At 74.6% G+C, this 18414-nt stretch carries 11 protein-coding genes and 1 tRNA gene; 1 reads left to right on the forward strand and 11 read right to left on the reverse strand.

Going from position 1 to position 18414, the window contains the following annotated elements; genetic code table 11:
• Nucleotides 1–3: 3 nt before the first annotated feature.
• Nucleotides 4–1611 (reverse strand): dynamin family protein, encoded by a 1608-nt coding sequence (locus ACIPSE_RS02095; protein ID WP_401656399.1) that lies wholly within the window; start codon nucleotides 1609–1611, stop codon nucleotides 4–6.
• A gap of 321 nt (nucleotides 1612–1932) precedes the next feature.
• Between ACIPSE_RS02095 and ACIPSE_RS02100 the strand changes: the two genes are divergently transcribed.
• Nucleotides 1933–2005, forward strand: a tRNA-Arg gene (locus tag ACIPSE_RS02100).
• Nucleotides 2006–2097: 92 nt separating this feature from the next.
• Here the strand turns inward: ACIPSE_RS02100 and ACIPSE_RS02105 are convergent.
• From ACIPSE_RS02105 to ACIPSE_RS02150, 10 genes are all read right to left on the reverse strand, one after another.
• Nucleotides 2098–7176, reverse strand: a complete 5079-nt coding sequence (locus ACIPSE_RS02105; RefSeq protein ID WP_401656401.1) for a hypothetical protein — start codon at nucleotides 7174–7176, stop codon at nucleotides 2098–2100.
• A gap of 132 nt (nucleotides 7177–7308) precedes the next feature.
• Nucleotides 7309–8820: a zinc ribbon domain-containing protein gene (locus tag ACIPSE_RS02110; RefSeq protein ID WP_401656403.1), complete on the reverse strand. Its 1512-nt coding sequence runs from the start codon at nucleotides 8818–8820 to the stop codon at nucleotides 7309–7311.
• Nucleotides 8821–9546: 726 nt separating this feature from the next.
• The gene (locus tag ACIPSE_RS02115) at nucleotides 9547–10122 is read right to left on the reverse strand and encodes a phage tail protein (RefSeq protein WP_401656405.1); all 576 of its coding nucleotides are present in this window, start codon (nucleotides 10120–10122) and stop codon (nucleotides 9547–9549) included.
• Nucleotides 10119–12083, reverse strand: coding sequence for a putative baseplate assembly protein (locus ACIPSE_RS02120; RefSeq protein ID WP_401656407.1), 1965 nt, complete (start codon nucleotides 12081–12083; stop codon nucleotides 10119–10121). Before ACIPSE_RS02120 ends, ACIPSE_RS02115 begins: the two co-directional genes overlap by 4 nt.
• Complete coding sequence (locus ACIPSE_RS02125) at nucleotides 12083–12505, reverse strand: GPW/gp25 family protein (protein ID WP_192748530.1); 423 nt, start codon at nucleotides 12503–12505, stop codon at nucleotides 12083–12085. Before ACIPSE_RS02125 ends, ACIPSE_RS02120 begins: the two co-directional genes overlap by 1 nt.
• Nucleotides 12506–12545: 40 nt before the next feature.
• A complete protein-coding gene (locus tag ACIPSE_RS02130; RefSeq protein WP_401656409.1) occupies nucleotides 12546–12863 on the reverse strand; it encodes a PAAR domain-containing protein in 318 nt (105 codons plus the stop codon).
• 34 nt (nucleotides 12864–12897) lie between these two features.
• The gene (locus ACIPSE_RS02135) at nucleotides 12898–14715 is read right to left on the reverse strand and encodes a VgrG-related protein (RefSeq protein WP_401656411.1); all 1818 of its coding nucleotides are present in this window, start codon (nucleotides 14713–14715) and stop codon (nucleotides 12898–12900) included.
• Complete coding sequence (locus tag ACIPSE_RS02140) at nucleotides 14712–15434, reverse strand: LysM peptidoglycan-binding domain-containing protein (protein WP_401656413.1); 723 nt, start codon at nucleotides 15432–15434, stop codon at nucleotides 14712–14714. Before ACIPSE_RS02140 ends, ACIPSE_RS02135 begins: the two co-directional genes overlap by 4 nt.
• A gap of 58 nt (nucleotides 15435–15492) precedes the next feature.
• Entirely contained in the window at nucleotides 15493–15918 is a 426-nt protein-coding gene (locus ACIPSE_RS02145) for a phage tail protein (RefSeq protein WP_401656416.1), read from the reverse strand.
• Between the two features lie 40 nt (nucleotides 15919–15958).
• Nucleotides 15959–16249 carry a hypothetical protein gene (locus tag ACIPSE_RS02150; RefSeq protein WP_401656418.1) on the reverse strand — a complete coding sequence of 97 codons (291 nt, stop codon included), beginning with the start codon at nucleotides 16247–16249 and terminating at the stop codon, nucleotides 15959–15961.
• Between the last annotated feature and the right edge of the window lie 2165 nt (nucleotides 16250–18414).

The raw sequence follows: 18414 nt of genomic DNA on the forward strand, positions 1-18414 counted from the left end.
CGGTCACCTCTCCTTCTGCAGCACGGACAGCGCGGCGATGAGTTCGGCCTGGGGCTCGGCGTGGACGTCGAGGGCGTCGAGGGGGGCGAGGCGGCGCTCGCGCTCGCCCTGGATCACCCGGTCGAGGTGTTCGGTGAGGAGCCGTCCGCCGCGGTCGCGGAGTCTGAGGGCGCCGTGCGCGCCGATCCGCTCGGCGAGGCCCTCCCCGGCCGAGCGGGCACGGCGTCCGCCGAGCAGTGCGGTGGCGACGAGGGCGGCGATCACCTCGGGGTCGGGGGCGGCGCCCTTGTCGAGGTCGCGCACCTCTTCCTCGGCGTACTCCTCCAGCTCGCGCCGCCAGCGGCGTACGGCCATCCCGATGCGGTGCTCGGCGCTCTCCAGGGCGGGGTCGCGGCCGGTGAGCCCGGGGACGTCGGCGGCGGGTTCGCGGCGCCAGCTCTCGTCGACGCGGTCGTCGGCGGCGCCGACGGCGCACAGCAGGAGCGCGGCGAGGCTCTCGACCAGGGCGTCGAGGAGTTCGGGGGCGGTGCAGTCCAGGGGGAAGGCGCGCCAGCGTTTGAGGGCGTCCCCGGCGAGGACGGCGCCCGCCTGGAGGCGGCCACGCACGCGTGTCCGCTCGCTGTCGTAGGCGCCGTCGACGGCGGCGGTGAGCCGCAGGGCGGCGGCGTACTGGGCGGCGGCGGCCCCGGCGAGCTCGGGCATGCGGGACTTCAGGGAGTCCAGGACGCCGTGCGCGGTACGGGCGAGGGCCTGGTGGCGGGAGCCGGGGTCCTGGGCGCGCTGGACGAGCCAGGTGCGCAGCGGGGCCACGGCGGTGGCCGGCAGCAGCCCGCCGCCCCACGCGGACTCGGGCAGTTCGGGGACGGTGAAGCGGGGTACGTCGCCGAGGCCGGCCTTGGTGAGCAGGGCCGCGTACTGCCGGGAGACCTCGGAGACGAGCTGGTGGGGCACCCGGTCGAGGACGGTGACGAGGGTGGCGTCGTACTCCTTGGCGGTGCGCAGCAGATGCCAGGGGACGGCGTCGGCGTAGCGGGCGGCGGTCGTGACCATGACCCAGATGTCCGCGGCGCAGACGAGTTCGGCGGCGAGGACCCGGTTGTCGGCGACGAGGGAGTCGATGTCGGGCGCGTCGAGGAGGGCGAGGCCGCGCGGGAGGGTCTCGGCGGTCTCGACGCGCAGCACGCGCGTGGAGTCCTCACCGGGCAGCAACAGGTCGTCGGCGCCGTCCTGGTGGGGCACCCACACGCGGGTGAGGTCGGGCAGGACGCGCATTCCGCTGAACCAGTGATGGTCCTCCGGGTGGCAGACCAGCACCGGGGTGCGGGTGGTCGGCCGCAGCACACCGGCCTCGCTGACCCGGCGCCCCACAAGGGAGTTGACGAGGGTCGACTTGCCGGCGCCGGTGGATCCGCCGATCACGGCCAGCAAGGGTGCTTCGGGTTCCCGCAGGCGGGGCACCAAGTAGTCGTCGAGCTGGGCGAGCAGTTCGTCGCGGTTGGCACGCGCGCGGGGAGCCCCGGCCAGGGGCAGCGGAAAGCGTGCGGCGGCGACACGGTCGCGCAGGGCGGAGAGTGCGTCGAGCAGCTGAGGCCGTACGTCCAAGGTCACCACATGTGAAGAATGCCCAATTTTATGGGATTTCTGAAGCATATGGTCACTTCTGCGTGCCGACTGGACACAAGGGATGGAAGGGATGACTGGGACAACGGCACAGTCCAGGCATAACGAGTGCACAACACCAGGTGCGCCAGACGCCAAAAGCGATGCACGATTCGTACCTGCCTGCGATTATCAGGACCGCTTCACTGAACCTCCACATTGAGCCACGGAGGCGAAGGAACAGGGACAAGGACCCGGGAGCCCTATCCTTGTCCCCGGCAACGTCACGGATCAGCCCACACCAGGGCACCACGCACGAGGCCACCACACCCGGCCCCCGTAGCTCAGTGGATAGAGCAGGCGCCTTCTAAGCGCTTGGCCGCAGGTTCGAGTCCTGCCGGGGGCGCAAAAACCCTCTGACCAGTGGAAACGCTGGTCTTTTCCGTTGTTCGGGGCGCTGCGGGGCCGCGTGTGCAGGCGTCACGCCAAGCGCTTTCGCTACGGACGCAGGCCCAGGTGGTCGTCGTCGTCCCGGACCGTCGCGTTCTGCGTGGTGACCAGGGCGCGGGCCTCGGGTTCCGGGAGGCGGAGGACGACCGGGCGGGAGAGGGTCGTCTCGCGGGTGGTGGCGGGACCGTCGTCGATCCGGGCCGTTGTTCTGAGGTCCAGGGTGAACTGGATCAGGACCGACTTCGCTTTCGGTTTGTGGACGGGCAGGGAGCCCGACGCGTTCGCGGTGGCGTCGGTGGTGCCGCCCGCGCCGCCGGAGTTCGCCAGGAGCTGGTTGAGGCGGAACTGGTCGGCGTTGAGGACGCCCGCGCCGGCCAGGGCCCGGGCCGACCGGTTGTGGTCGGCGGAGGACTGGCCGTCGTGCTGGGTGGGGCGCATGCCGTCCAGATGGCTCTGGCCGATCGTCTCGAAGGCCATCTTGTCGCCCACGCCGAGCACCCGGCCGTTGCGCAGCCGGCCGTGCAGGGAGGCGTGGAGGTTCTGGCCCCGGGCGCCGGAGGCGTGCACCGGGGGCAGGTCGACGCCGGACGAGGTGAGCAGGGGCAGGGCGGCGATCATCCACTCGGTGGAGACCGCCTCGTTCAGGGCGTACGCGGCGGCCTGGCCCTTGTCGCGGAAACGGGCGCCGCCACCCGCCTCCCGGACCGTCGAGGTCAGCAACTGCCGCACCTGGGGCACCCCTTGGAAGCCGTTGACCTGGGCCTCCATGGGGAGTCGGGCTCCGGACGCGCGCCAGGCGCCCAGGTCGGAGGGGGCTGAACGCGTTCCCCGGGCCACCAAGGGGACGTCCTGGAGCGGGAGTTCGGCACGATCCAGCGCGGCCAGGTCGTTGCGCAGGACCCGGTGGGTGAGGGTGAGGCCCTCCAGGCTCGCCTCCGCCACCCGGGTGCCGCCCCGGAACAGTTCCAGGCTCGCCCTGATCGGTACGCGCATCCGCGCCACCGCCGCCGAACCGGCGTCCGCGACCGTCTTCATGCCGATCTGGCCCCGGCCGACCGCGCCGGTGCGGCGGGACGTGCTCGACCCGAGGCCGAGGCCCGCCGCGGCGCCGGTGCTCTTCAACTGGCCCGAGCCGCCGTCCGGTTTGCCGGAACCGGCGAGGACGGCCTCGACGCCGCCCGCGCTGCCCTCGTCGTGCGAGGTGGCGTGCTGGGCCACGGCCGAGGTGATGTACTCCATGTCCCGCCGGTCGTCGGTGTCGCCCGCGAACGTGCCGTCACCCGTCCGGTCGATCCTGAACACCGCCCAGCAGGGTGTGTTGCGGCCGTCGTACAGCTCCACCGTGACCCCGCCGTCCATCGCCCCGGACAGCAGCCCGGCCGAGCCGTCGCGGTCCAGGACGCGCAGCAGGCGCTGCACGTTGTCGTTGCGGTCGTCGAGCTGGCGGTGGGGCAGGAGGGTGTCGGCCAGGTTCCGCCGGTCGCCGCGGGCGAGGCCGGTACGGAGTCTCGCGAGGAGCGGGACGAAGTCGGGGAGGTCCTCCACCGTGCCGAAGCCGAGCGGGAGTTCACGCCGCAGGGCCGGCGCCTCGGGGGCCGTGCGGAAACTCGCGGTCTCGCTCTCGGTGTCGCTGTCGTCGGTGAACCCCGAGGTGCTCTCGGCCGCCGTGCGGAAGCTGTCCGTGTCGCTGTCCCCCTCGGCCGCCGCCGGGTCGGGGAGGGCCGGGTCCAGGCCCAGCTGCCGGCGCAGCACGGGCGGCAGCTGGGCGTCGGTCAGCCACACCCCGGCCGCCGCGGGCAGCGTCTGGGTGCCCGCGGCGACGTAGGGGCCGCCTCCGGTGACCTTGACCTCGGCGATCATCGTGACCAGCACATCGCACCGGACCAGGTGCAGGGGGCTCTTCTTCGGGGTGTGCGTGTTGCGTTCGACCGTGCCGGACAGGGCGTACGACCGGGCGTCGCCCGCGCTCGTGGTGCGGGACGCCGAGACGCCCTGCCCGGCGCGCCACATGGTGCCGTTCTCCGCGACGGAGGCACCCACCTGCACGGTGCTGCTGGTGCCGCGGCCCGCCTGGCCGGAGGACTGGTGGCCGCCGAGGACGAACGTCTCGGTGCCGGGGCCCTGCGCCGTGTGCACGAACCGCGGGTTGGCCAGGGCCAGTCGGGTGCCGACGGCACCGTCGAGGGCGGCGAGGCGGCGCGGGTGACGGAGGTTCTTCACGATCCAGCCGGAGGACGCCGCCTGGCGCAGGGCCGCCTGGACGGCCCGTTCACCGAAGCGTTCCTCGACCGCGAGGCGGGGCGCGAGCCCTTCCGTCGCCAGCGCCGGGTCCTCCCGCAGACGCCTGTTGCGGCCCGCGGCCCGGGCCAGCAGCGCGAGGGCGAGTGCGCGGACCGGCGCGCCGTCGACGGTCTCCACCAACTGCCAGTCCCGCAGCAGCGGTCCGGCGGCCGGGGTGAGGGTGAGGGAGGACAGGTCGCCGATGCCCCCGGCGGCCACGTCGGTGGCGGGCGCCGGGTCCACGTGGGCCGCCCGCGCGGCGTCGGCGCGGTCCCGGCCGGCGTCGTCGAGGGTGAACTCGGCCGGGGTGAGCAGCCGTACGTCCTGGGTGCCCAGGTTCGTGTACGTCAGCGTCTCGGCCTCCGGGACGTCCCGGCCCGGGGCGCCGATGGTGAGGCCTCGGGCGAGCTTGCGCGGCCGGGAGGTCATCGTGGCCTCCACGTCGAGCTGGAGCGCGGCACGGAAGGCGCTGGCGGTGTCGGAGCCGTTGGCGACGACGTCGGTACGGCCGGTCGTGCCCGCCTGGTTGCGGTACGAGCCGGTGGCGTGCCGTTCGTAGCGGGCTCCGGCGGTCAGCACACCGGGCACCAACCGGGCCTGGCCGAGGACCAGTCCGCCGATCGAGCGGGAACTGGCGCGCCCGCTCTGCGCGTTGGCGCCGACGGTCTGGTGGCTGCGCACCGACCAGTCCTTGATGTCGCCCTCGTAGGCGGTGTCGCCGATCCTGCCGCGGACGAGGATCTGCACGTCGTGGGAGTGCATGGCCGTCTTGCGGCGCAGCCGCACGCGCAGGCCGCCGGAGAGCAACTGGTCCTTGTTGACCCGGATGTTGGTCTCGGACAGGGCCGTCATCAGCTCGCGGTGGTTGGCGCGCTGGGTCTCGGCCTCCTCGGCGCTGGTGGCGGGGTCGGGCGCGGCGGTGCCGAACGCGGGGAGATAGCCCGCGAGCCGGGGGTCGCCGGCGAACATCCGGAGCACGGCCCGCACCATCGGGCCGGTGTCCACGCGGCTCAGCGCGACGCTCGTCCCCCGGCCGTCGGCGAACGGGAGATGCCGTTCGACGTCCTGCTCGTCGCCGTTGTCGTCGGTCCGCTTCGGCTTCCTCACGAAGTCGCCGACGCCGTCGGCCGCGAGGGCGGGTGGCAGCGGCAGCCCGAGGGAGCGGGCCTCGTCGGCGCGGAGGCTGACCCACACGTTCATCGTGTGGACGGCGACCCGGGTCCCGGGCCGCAGGATCGCCTGGGCCGAACGCGGGCCCGTGCCCTCGGCGGTGAACGTCACCGTGCCGAAGTAGAGGGCCTTCTCCCCGCGCACCTCCGCTCCCTGGCGTCCGGCGACGCTCTGTTCGGCGACGGTGAAGCGGGCCTTGCGGGCCGCCGCGACGGGCATGGCGGTGGCCCGGACGACGGCCGCGTTGCCCGCCGCTCCGACGCCCGCCGCCGGGCCCAGGCCCGCCTGGACGGCCCGCCCCTTGCCCGCGCTGTCGGTGACCGCGCTCTGGCCGTGCTGGTGCGTGCGCAGTTGGGTCTTCCCGGTGCCCCAGGCCGGGGAGAGGCCGGTGACGGCGGCGCGCAGCCGGTAACTGCCCGCCGTCCTCCCGTCCTTGGAGTACAGGTCCTCGCCGTTCACACCGTCGCGCAGCAGCCGGGGCAGGTCCTCCAGGACGGTCGACGTGGACGTCACGTCGTAGAGCCGGCCGCGGCCCGGTGCGCCGGGGGCGGTGATCGAGGGGTGCAGTACGGAGGCGACGGCGTCGAAGAGGCCCCGGCCGCCCTGGTGCGGGGCCGCCGTGTCGGTGACCGCGACCGGGGCCAGGGAGTCGGCGAGCGAGACACCGCGGGCGGTGTCCGCGGACAGGGGCGCGGGCGCGGCGGGCGCCACGGTCCCGGCCGGGACGAGGTGCTCGGTCGGTACGCGCTGGGTCAGCGTGCCGGTGTCCTGGAAGGTCTGCGCGCCGTCCGTCCCGGCCCGGCGCACCCGGACCTCGTAGCGGACCCGGCGGCGCGCCTCGACGGACCCCTTGTCACTGCGCAGCACCCGCGGTTCGGCGATGTTCGTCTGCCGGCGGGACTCGCGGGAGGACTGCCACGGCTGGGCGTTGACGGTCGCGGCGGCACCGAGCCACAGCCCCGGGGCGACGGGCGCGAGCCCGAAGGCGAGACCGCCCACGCCGTGGCCGGCCGAACCGCCGCCCGAACTGCTGACGGTGGCGGCCGAGTTGTGGTGCACATCGAGTTTCGTGTCCTTGCCCCGGGGGTCCTCCAGGAGGGCCTGGGGAACGCCGTCCTCGCCCGCGACGGGGGTGCCCAGCAGCTCGGCGGGGCGGAAGACGGGCGGGCGGTCGTCGGGGGCCCGGGAGACGGTGACGGTGACGTCGTACCGCTCGCCGCCCGTGCGGCCCTCGACGGCGAAGGCCCGGCCCTGGCCGAAGAAACTCTCCGGGCGGCCGGTGAGTTGCTCCGCGATCTCGGCGACCGTGCCGTCCGCGTGCCCGACGACCGCGGACACCGCGTGCCGCACGAACTCGTGACCGGTCAGCCCGTACGTCGAGGAGAGTCCGCCCGCCTGGAGGTCCATCAGGTACGGCGGCAGCACGAAGCTCGTCTCGGGGCGCTCGTCGATGCCCGGCAGGGCGGGACGCGGACGGGCGGCGCCGGCGCCCCGGTCACGGGCCCTGCCCACGGCACGGGAGGCGGCCTCGTTGCCCGCGCCGCGCTGGAAGGAGTGCAGGGGGTACGGGGAGGCGGGGGCGGAGCCGGGCGGCAGGGCGGCCGTGCGGGGGGTCCGGTTCACCTGCCCGGAGGTGCCGCCGGTCGCTCCGTCCGCTGACTGCTGCCGTCTCCACACGCGATCAACGTAATCACTGGTGAGGAGGGGTGCAGCCGCTCCTCACCAGTGGTGGCCCAATCGCCTTCCACGCTCCACGAGTTCGTCAACTCTCGTATTCCGTACGGTCATTCGCGCGCCCGGCGGCGGCCGTCAGCCCCGCTGGAAGAACTCGACCTCCGCGAGGGCGACATGGCGGCCCCCGGACAGGTCCACCGGCGACTTCAGCGTCAGCCGGATCGACGTGACGTCGCTGATCCCGGTCTGGATCGTCTGCGGGCCCGGCTTGTCGCTGAGGGTGACCTCCTTGAGCTCCTTGGTGCCGTCCTCCGCCGTCACCTCCAGGTCGACCTGGAGCGCGCGGGCCTGACGGGCGTACGCCTCGGGTGACGCGGACGCGCCGTTGGTGATGATCACGTCGACGAGGCGGAACGGCTTGCGGAACGTGTACGTCAGCGAGGCGCCGGGGCCGGGGGCGGCCCAGTACTTGTTGTTCAGACCGTCCGTGGTCTTCGTCGGCGGGTGACCGGGCAGCGAGGCGCTCGCCTCGACCTTCACCGGGGTGATGGGCTTGGCCTTGCCCAGCTTGTCCCGGACGTCCTCGTACAGGGCGCGGCCCGCGGGCAGCAGGAAGACGGCGCCCGCGCACAGCGCGATCACCACGGCGAGGATCACCAGGAACCGTACGAGCCGGCCCGACGCCGCCCGCGCCCTGCGGCGGAACGGCCACACCGTCCGCCACCACGGCAGCGGCGCCGCCTTCTGCGCGGGCCGCAGTTCCGCGGCGCACCGCCGGCAGAACTTGCGCTCCGGCCGGTTCGGCGTCCCGCACACGGGACAGGGCCGCCCGCTCCCCTCGTCCTCCTCGGCGGCCTGCGCCCGCACGACGGGCCGCGGCGCGACCGCCTTCGCGGGCAGCACCGGGACGATCGCGTCCGGGTCGCGGGGAGCGGAGGGGGCGGGCGCGGAGGGGGTACGGGGGGCGGTCGGGGACGGAGGGGTCGCGGGGGGCGCCGGGGGACGGGGCGGGGCGGGTGCGGGGCGAGGCGGGGAGGCCGGTGCGGGTGGGGCGGTGGGGATCGGTGGGGCCTGGGGTGGGAGGGAGGGGGGTTCGGGGATGGTGTGGGGGTCTTCGGTGCCCGGGGTGGCGGTACCTGTGCCCGGGGAGGCAGGGGCGGCCGGGGGCGGCGTACCGGTGGCCGCGTCGGCGACGCCCGCGGCGAGGTCCGGAGCCGGGGCGGCGGGGGTGGGAACGCTGTGACCCGGAAGATCCGCCGCGGGGAGATCCGACGCCGGGCCGCTCGGAGCGGACACGCCGGGGACGGAGACACCGGGTGCCGACACGCCGGGCACCGACGTACCCGGCACGGAGACGCCGGGCAGGGACACTCCCGGCACGGTGACGCCGGGCACCGAGGCGCCCGGTACCGAGACGCCGGGCACCGGGATTCCCGACGCCGGGAACCCCGTACCGCTCCCGCCGCTCCCGCCGCTCCCGTCCTCACCGCGTCGGCGGCCGGTCAGCCGGGCGCGCAGCGAGGCGCCGAGCGCACGCGCGGTCGACGCGGGGCCGTCGCCCGAGCCGCTCGTCGCCGAGGCGTCCGGCGCATCGGGGGCGGCGGACGTGGACGCCGGGCCTCCGGCGGAGTCCGCCGAGTCCGGCACGGCATCCGCCCGGCCCGTTCCCGACGTGCCCGACGTGCCCGGCGTGCCCGAGGCATCCGGCGCACCCGACCCACCCGACGCACCCGACCCACCCGACCCACCCGACGCACCCGACGCACCCGACGCACCCGACGCACCCGGCTGAGCATCCGTCGAGGCCGTCGAGGCCGACCTCCCCGTCGGCGCCGAACTCCCCTGCGCCGACGGCTCGGTGGACGCGGAACCGTCCGCCCCGGCCACCGGATCCACGGACGGCGTCGGCCCCGCACCCTCCGGCGCCCCCGGGCTGACCGACGTACCGGAACCGGCCGCCGCACCCGCCGCCGACGACGTACCCACGCCCTCCGACCCACCCGCGCCTGAAGACGCACCCGCGCCCGACGACGTATCGGAACCCGACACGGCCCCCGGGCTCACCGACGCCCCCGAACCGGCCGCCGCACCCGACGCCGACGACGTACCCACGCCCCCCGGCTCACCCGAACCCGAAGACGCACTCGCGCCCGACGACGTACCCGCGCCCGAAGAGACACCGGAACCCGACGGCGTACCCGCGCCCGAAGACGTCCCAGACTCCGAAGACGTCCCAGCACCCGAAGACGTCCCGGACCCCGAAGGGGACCCCTCTCCCGGTGAGTCCGACCAGCCCAGATACGCGCCGCAGTTGCCGCAGAAGTCGTCCGCGGGGTCGTTGGCGGACCCGCAGGCGGGGCATGGGCGCATGGGTCAGTTCCCTTCCTGGTCGGGGGTGCCGGGGAGTGTCTCCACGACCTCCACCCGGAACGCGACATGCACCGGGCACATGGCCCGGACGATCTCGTGGACACGGTCCGTGTCCAGCCCGGCGGCGGCGTCCGGCGCGACCCGGATCAGCAGCTCCGCGGCCGGCTCCGCGGGCAGGGCGGAGCCCGGCGTGGCGGACCACGCCGCCCCGCCGTCCCCGACGACCTCCGCGCGGGCGCCCAGCGCGAGGCGCAGCGCCTCGACCAGGCCCCGCCGGGTCCCGCGCCAGCGGTGCAGTTCCACCGCGCGGACGACCGCCTCCCGGCGCAGTGCGACCGGCCAGTCCGGGTCGCCGTCGACGCCCACCCAGGACGAGAGCCAGTCCAGGAAGTCGACGGGCGCGACCCGGGGGTCGAGATAGGAGGGGAGGTTGTCGAGGGTGGAGAAGACGGGTGCGAGGACCGTGTCGAGTCCGGCGGTGAACCGTTGCGCGAAGTCGTCGTCGGCGTACAGCGCGGGGAGCTGGGCGCCGATCGGGTACCGGCTGGGCAGCCCGGGCACGGCTGCGCGGCGGCTCATCCCCGTCCCTCCGGGCCGACGCCGGTGACGACGACCTGGTGCTGGTAGGAGAAGACGAGCGCGCCCGTGCCGACGTCGATGCGGTCCGTGGGCGCGCCGCGGCGGCCGGTGACGGGGTCGGCCGGGAAGAGGCGGATCTCCTCGACGAGCGCGTTGCCGGTGGCGCGTTGCAGGACGCCGAAGATCTCGCCGTACTGGACGGGCCGTCCGAAGGGCCAGCCGGTGCCGTCGGGGCCGCCGACCAGCGGGTTGAGGTGGTGGAACAGGGCGTCGAGGGCGGCCTCGCGGACGCGGTCGACGTCGGCCGGGGCCGCCGAGAGCCGCGCCACGACCGTGATGCCCTGGTAGACGGGCGGTTCGACGAGCAACCGGGTGCCGATCAGGCGGCGTTCGTCGAGGCTGGTGGTGATCGCGGTGAGCACCTGGTCGGAGGGGATGAGCTGTTCGAAGCGGAGCCGGTCGTCGTCCTCGTCGGCGACGGCGTCCGGGACGACGAGCACCCGGACCGCGCCGGGGGCGTCGGCGGCGGGCAGACAGCGGACCCGGCGGACGGAGGGGGCGGCCTGGCGGCCGATGATCTCGTAGTCCTCGGCGGTCACCGCCCGGTCCTGCATGCGCAGGGCCTCCGGGGCGCGCCTGCGGGCGTTGTCGACCGTCTCGCCCGCCACCCCGCCGCGCGCCGCCTCCCGGTTGGTGACCTGGGCGATGTACGGGACGGAGCTGAGCAGGACGGAGATCGCGCCGCGGGCGACGTTCCCGGCGGGGCCGCCGCCGGTGCGGTAGCGGGTGACGCGGATCTGGGCGCCCTTGGGCGGTACGGCGCCCCAGTGGCGCAGGGTGCCGTCCGGCTCGCGCAGGGCGGGCGGGAAGGCGAACTCGCCGGTGGTGGCGTCGACGCGGACGTGCCGGTCGTCGGGGCCGGAGCGGCCGAAGTGCTCGACGACGTCCCAGCGTTGCCAGCCGTCCTCCTCCGACGACACCTCCACGAGGGGCGGTTCGGCGTCGAGGAGGACCGGCGGCCGGTCGAGGCGGAACGTCTGTCCGGCGACGCCCTCCGAGGTGCCGAGGGGGACGTCCGTGACCGTCTCGGCGTGCTCCACGGCCATGGTGCCGCCGACCGTCATGACCTCCGCCTCGCGCACGGTCGGCGACTCGGAGTAGAACGGCTGGCCCGGCTGTGCCTCGGTGACGCGGCAGCGCAGCCAGCCGGCGCGGGTGCCGCCGATCACGGACGCGGTGTGCCCGGCCGGTACGTGGACGATGATCTCGCCGGGCCGGTTGAGGCCGCCGGTGGTGTCGTCGCCGGTCTCGCAGCGCTGCCAGCTCCCGCCGTCCCAGGCCTCCCAGACCAGCGGGGGCTGGCGCGGGTCGACGCCGATGCCCTCGACGCGGCTGTCGAGACGTACGGCGACGATGCAGCGCGGCACGGCGGTCGGCAGGCCGAACAGGAGCGCGTCGCCGGGTTCGGGGGTGGTCTGGAAGCAGGGGATGTCGAGTCCGTCGGCGAGCTGTCCGGTGCGGTCGCTCTGCTCGCCGCCCCGGGGCGCGGTCACCAGGCGGGTCAACTCGCTGGGCAGGATGCGCAGTTCGTCGGTGGTGGTGAAGACGACGGCGGTGTCGTTGTCGCCGCTCGCCGTGGTCACCTCGGTGCCGGGCGGGAGGGTGACGACGTCGGGCTGGGGTGCGGAGAGCCAGAAGTCGACGTCGGCCCCGGCGGCGGTCGGCGGGAACAGCCGGATGCCCAACAGGTCGAGGAACGCGGTGTAGTTCTTGTCCGGGACCCGGTTGAGGCGGTAGAGGAGCTGGTCCACCAGGTAGGCGAACGTCTCGATCAGGGTGACGCCCGGGTCGGAGACGTTGTGGTCGGTCCACTCCGGGGCGCGCTGCTGCACGTACCGCTTCGCCTCGTCGACGAGCTGCTGGAACCGGCGGTCGTCCAGGTTCGGGGAGGGCAGGGCCATCAGTGCGCGCCCGCTTCCTCGGCCCCCTCCTCGGAGGGGATCGTGTAGAAGGGAAAGACCAGGTTGCGCCGGTCGTTGGTGGATCGCAGCGTGTAGTGCACGTCGATGTAGAGCGTGCCGTCCTCGACCGCGTCGAAGGCGACGACGACGTCGTCGACGGTGATCCGCGGCTCCCACCGCTCCAGCGCCTCGCGCACCTGCTGGGCGATCCGCCCCGCGGTGGCGCCGTCGCCGGGGGCGAACACGTAGTCGTGGATGCCGCAGCCGAACTCGGGCCGCATGGGCCGCTCGCCGGGCGCGGTGCCGAGGACGAGGCGGATCGCCTCCTCGATCTCCCGTTCCCGTTCGACCAGGGCGATCCCGCCGGTCGGTCCGACGCGCAGGGGGAACGCCCAGCCGCGGCCGATGAACCGTTCGCTCATCGCGCGCTCCCCGCCGCCCGTGCCGCTGTGGGGGCGGTCATCACAGGCCCCCGATCAGGACGTTGGGGGCGCCGGTGAGGATCTGCGCGCCGCACGCCGTCTTGTCGCGGGCCTTCGCGGCCGGCAGCCCGCCGATGAGGACCATGCCCGAGGTGAGGGCGGCCGGGTCCGGCATGATCACGTTCGCCGGTCCGAGGGCCAGGTGCGGCGGCATCGCACACGTGTGCAGGCTGCCCACGACGGCGGCGGGGCGTCCGCCGATCAGGACGGTCGCGACCGATCGCGCGGCGGCGGGCGGCGGGGTGGCGATCACCCCGCCGTGGTTGGTGGGGTCGCCGGTGCGGGCGGCGGCGGGCATGCGGTGCTCCCTTCGAAGCGGGCTGGAGGGACGGTCAGTTGATACGGATGAGCTTGGCCTTGAGGACGGCGAGCAGACCCCCGTCGACGGTGACGCCGGTGGCGCCGGTGACGTCGACCGTCCGGCCGCCGATCTTCACGCCGACCCGGCCGTTGATGTCCACGTTGCGGCCCGAGATGTTCACATCACCCTGTTTCGCGTCCAGGGTGATGCCCTTCTTGTCGAGGACGACGGAGCTGAGGACCTGACGGCTCCTGCCCGCGTACACGGTCAGTTCGATACGGTCGCGGCGGTTGTCGAGGAAGACTTCGAGGCGTTCGTCGGCGGACAGCATCCGCACCCCGGAGCGCCCCGGCGCCCGCGCGTCGAGCAGCTCCACCCGGTGGCCCGAACGGGACACGATGGAACGGCGGTTGACCTTGCCGGTGGTCTTGTCGATGAGCGGGACGTCGTGCGGGGACGGCTTGTCCACGCCGTTGTAGAGCCCGCCGATGACGTACGGGCTGTCCAGCAGGCCCTGTTCGAAGCCGACGAGGACCTCGTCGTTGACCTCGGGGCTCACCACCCCGCCGCCGCCCTTGCCGCCCCACTGCACGGTACGGACCCAGTCGGTGACGTACGTGTCGTCCAGCCAGGGGAACTTGAGCTTGACCGAGCCGCTCTCGGCGCCGCCGGTCTCCCGGACGTCCGTGACGACGCCGATCGCCAGGCCCGGCATGCGCGGGCCCCGGGAGGGCGCGTTGGCGCCGGTGACCAGGCCGGTCAGGGAACGGTCGGGACTGGCGCTCACCCACACCGTGGTGCGGTAGCCGCCGTGGGGTTCCAGGACGTGCTGCACGGCCGTCGCCGTGTACTTGCCGGAGAACGCCTGCCCGACGTTGCCGAGCGCCACGGCCTTCCCGGCGCGCAGCAGCGGGTTGCCCTCGGCCAGCACCTCCAACTCGCCGAATCCGGCGCTCACCTGGCCCGCGACGGCGTCGGCGACGGCCTTCGTCTCGGCCTGGGTGCGGTACGGGGTGTCGGTGACGGTCAGTTTCGACTTGCCGAACCGGGCGGCGAACGCGGGGCTCAGCCCGGGCAGCACCGTGTCGCTGTCGACGGACGCCTGCCGGGCGACCAGGGGCCGCTTGGTGGTGACGTCCCAGCCGCGCACCTCCACCTGCTGCGCCCCGTCGGCCGCCGACAGGGAGGCCCGCAGCGACAGCAGGTTGCGCCCGTACTCCAGCACCATCGGGTTCCGCGCGGCCGACGTGGACGGCGAGGGCGCACCGGACGCCTTCACCGGCTTGGTGAACTGGAGCAGCCCCTTGTCGTCGACGCGCACCTGGGCGCCGCTCTCGGCGGCCAGGAACTGGAGGAAGTCCCAGTCGGAGACGTTCGCCTGGGAGAGTTGCTTGTAGGTGACCGGCGCGGCCTCCACGGTCCCGCAGGCCAGCCCGGCGCCCGCGGCGACCTTCCGGACGATGGCCGCCGCCGTCATGTTCCGGTACGCCACGACCTTCCGGCCGCGCTGGAGGCGGTGCGCCTTGGAGAAGGCGCGCACCACGGTGAACGAGCCGGTGCGGTCCCGGTCCACCTCCAGGGCGGTCACCTCGCCGTTGAACAGCCGCTCGCGCGCCTCCCCGGTCACGGTGACGACCGAGACCCGCAGCGGGGTGCCGATGGTGATGCCGGTCTTCTGGAGGAACTCGTGGTCGGGGTCGCGGTAGGTGAGGACCGCGGCGTCCGGCAGGCCGACGTTCTCGTCGACCACGCAGTTCACCAACTGGGCCGCCCACGCGGGCGGAAGCTCGCCCGGCGTCTCCACGATGGGGTCCGCCGCGAAGGACCGGCCGTCCCGTGCGCCGCTCACCGTTCCTCCTCCGCGCCCGCGTCGCTCAGCGCGGGCAGCACCAGTTCGGTGCCGGGCGCGAGCGCCATCGGGTCGTCGATGTCGTTGGCCTCCGCGATGACCCGCCAGGCCGTCGCGTCGCCGTACTCCCGCCAGGCCAGCAGGGCCAGGCTGTCGCCCGCGACGACGACATGGGTGCTGCGTCCCGTGCGCGAGCCGGAGGTCGGGTTCTGCCCGGCCGGGCCGACGCTGGCCTCCTCGATGGACAGCCGGCAGGTCGCCCGCAGCGGTGTGCCGTCCACGTCGAACAGCGTGTACGACACGGACAGGCTGGAGAGCACCCCGTCGAACGACGTCGTGCGCGCGCTGCCCCACTCGAACCGCACCCACGGGCTCGCCGGCTTCTTGCGCCCGAGACTCGCCTTGGTCGGCACACAGGCCTTCATCAGCTTCTCGACGGCCTGTTCCACCGATTTGTCATGGGTGGCGGTGGCGTCCAGGAACACTTCGAGGCTCAGCTGGCGCGGGCCGCTACCCACGAACTCGGGCAGCGCCGACTCCTCCGCCATCCGCGACGGCGAGCGCCGCCACTCGGTGCTCTTGCTCAACTCCAGTGAGGCGGGGTTGAACTGGAGGTTCAGGCGTGCGAGCGTCCCGCCGGGCTTGGCGCCGACGGAGGCCGGGGGCTCCTTCAGCGTCAGCTGGGCCCTGGCCCGACTGGAACGGGACGCTGGGGACATGACCGGGACTTCCTTCCGGGGGCTCGCGTACGGGGGTGCGGGGGGCGGGAGTTGAGAATCAGGAAGGGCGCAGGCCCTCGTGGGCGATCTCCAGGGTCTCCACCGCGGCCTGGGAGTTGCTCGGGTCGAAGGACGGCCCCTGCCAGCGCACCGGGACGATCCCGAAGACCTGCCAGCTGATGATCCGCGACAGGTCGGGGCGCAGCGCCACGATCTCCCCGTCCTTGGGCTCCACCCGCTTCAGGGTGTCGTCGAGCCAGCGCGCGATCTTCGCCGTGTCGGCCGTGACCGGCCGGGTGAGCGTGATGTTCGACCAGGTCACCCGGCCGGGCAGCTGCCAGGTGAAGCCGTTGTTGCCGCCCTCGGCGTAGCTCTCCATCTCGACCTCGGCGCCCATCCCGGAGCACGTGTTGAAGGCGCCCAGGTCGTTGCCGCCGATCGCGAGCCGGAAGAACACGCTGGTCGCGAAGATGTTGTCCGTCATGCTCGGGTCATCCGTCCGTCATCCGTTCCGTGCCGTGCCCTCAGCGGCGTCCGTCGTAGGGGCGGCCCGTACGTTCCCGGCCGCGCCGCAGTTCGGTCCGCAGCAGCCGGGCCATCGGGTCGAGCAGCCGCCGCGCGAGGTCGTCCAGGTCGAGCCCGGGGTCCTGCGGATCGTCGGCGGCCTGCCGCCCGCCCCGGCCGGACGCCGCCCCGGACCCTCCGGGGGCCGCCACCGCCGACTGCCGCTCGGCACGCGCCGGTACGGCCTTCACCGGCACCCCCTTGGGCACACCGGGTACGGCGGTCTCCGCACCGGAGGGCGCACGCTGCACCTGGGGAGCGCCGGTCCCGGAGGGCGTGGCCGCGGGAGAAGGGCTGGGCGCGGGTGTCCTGGGCCGGACGACGGGCACGGGGGGCGGCGCCGACGCCGGGAGGGCCGGCGGACCTCCCGTGAGAGGCGGCGCCCACTGCGGTGTCACCGGCAGCCGCCGCGGAGCGGACCCCGCGACGGACCCCTGCCCCGCACCTGGGGCTCCCCCACCGGCCGGGTCGAGCCTGACGACGGGGACGGCTCGCTGGACGACACCGGGGGCGGGGGCGTTCGCGCTCGACGGCCGGGGGTGGTGCTGAGTCCGCTGACGCTGGATCTGGGGGTGCTGCTGGGAAGTCCGGTGCGGCTCGGGAGTCCGGTGGTGCTGCTGAGGCGGTACGGCTCGCTGGACGGGCGGCGTCAGGAGGGCGCCGCCGCTGGAGGGTGTGGAGGCGGAGCGCGCGCGGGGACGAGCGGACGGACCGGCGGGAGACGGACCGGCGGGAGTACGACCGGACGGGCCACCCGATGTGCCGCCGGACGCGCCACCGGACGAGTCCGGCGCCCCGCTCCAGCGTGCCGCCACCACCGGCGGACCACTCACGGGACGGGCCGCGGCGGACGGCGTCAGGCTCTCCGCGGCCAGGGTGCTGAGGCTGAGCGGACGCGCGGGCAGCAGCGCGAGGGTGCGGCGGGCCACGGGGAGGACCGGCGGGGTCCCGTCGGCGGAGACGGTCGGGGAACCGTCCGTCACGGCGGTGGCGCGCTGGATCGTGGGACGGAGCTGGGGATCGGCGTCCGCCGTGGGGCGATCGGCACTCCGAGCGCTCACCGCGGGTTCGGAGACGGAACGGGCCACGACGACCGGCGTCGCGGGGCTCGCCGGGGCCGGAGACGTCACGGCACCGGAGTTCGGTGTCACCAACGGAATGGCAGGAGAGGCCACTTGCTCCGCAGGACGATCCGCGACCCGGCGCCGGACCTCGCCGTCGCCCAGCAGCGGCGCGTCAGGCGTCGTCGTACGCGGCGCCCTGGCACCGGGCCGTCCCGCGCTCGGCGGCATCGCGGCGAGGGGAGCGCCCAGGCCGCCCCGCGCACGCGCGCCGGAACGCTGCGGGCCCGGAACAGGAACCGGAGGCGGAGGCGGAGGTGGAACCGATGGCGATGCCGGTGGCGTGGTCGGGCCCGGAGTCGTCCTCGGTGCCGGGCTGTCGGGAACGGCGGGAGACCCCTCGGCCTGCCGCTGGACGACGGGGAACACCGGACCGGGCGAGGCGGACCCCACGGCGGGGACAGCGGGAGCGTCCTTCGCCAAAGGCTGTGCGGTGGCGGGAAGTTCCCCCATCGGTGCGCCCAACGGCGCGCGACTGGGCGCACGTTGCACCGGGGCACTCGACGCGGCAGGAGCGCTCGGAGCCTCAGGAGCACCGGAAACACCGGAAGAACTGGAAACACCGGAAGCACTGGAAGAACTTGGAGCCGTCGCCTCGACGGGAGCCGTCACCGCGGGAGCGGGCCGCAGCGCGGACACCCGCCGCACGGGCCCCGCCACGCGCCGCGCGACCGTCAACCGGGGCCCGACGGGCAGGGGTTGGACGGCCTCCCGGGGTGGGGCGGCCGACCGGGGCGGGACAGCCGCAGGGGGTCGGCCGGTCGAGCCGGGCGGGCCAGGCGAACCGGCTCGGCCAGAAGCACCGGCTCGGGCAGGAGAACCGGCTCGGGCAGGCGAGCCGGACGGCCCTTCGGCCCGCGCGCCGGCCGCCGCAGCGGGAGCCTCCGCAGCGGCACGCCGGACGGACGGGACGCCGGTACCCGGGATCGCCGCGACCCGTCGTACGACCGGAATCGGAGGAGCGACGGAGGGGCCACCGGGGTCGGACGGAGTGACGGCCCGCTGCACGGCAGGAGCGGCGGCGGTGAGAACGGCGGGTGACTCCGGCGACACGAGACCACGGTCCTGGACCTGGCCGTCGTCACCCGGATCAGCCGGAACGACCGCCCCGGCCGACCGGCCCGTCCCGACCGAACTCCGCTGCACCGCGGCCCTGTTGCCGCCACCTCCGCGACCCGGCCGGCGCACAGGAGCCGAGGCGGAAGAAGAAGCGGAAGAAGAGGCAGAGGCGGGATCAGGCGCGGCAGCAGCCGACGGCCGGGCCTCCGCCCCGCCCCCGCCCTCGGCCTCGTCCC

Origin of the sequence: Streptomyces sp. NPDC090106, from assembly GCF_044747265.1 — a bacterium.
Classification (GTDB): Bacteria; Actinomycetota; Actinomycetes; order Streptomycetales; family Streptomycetaceae; genus Streptomyces.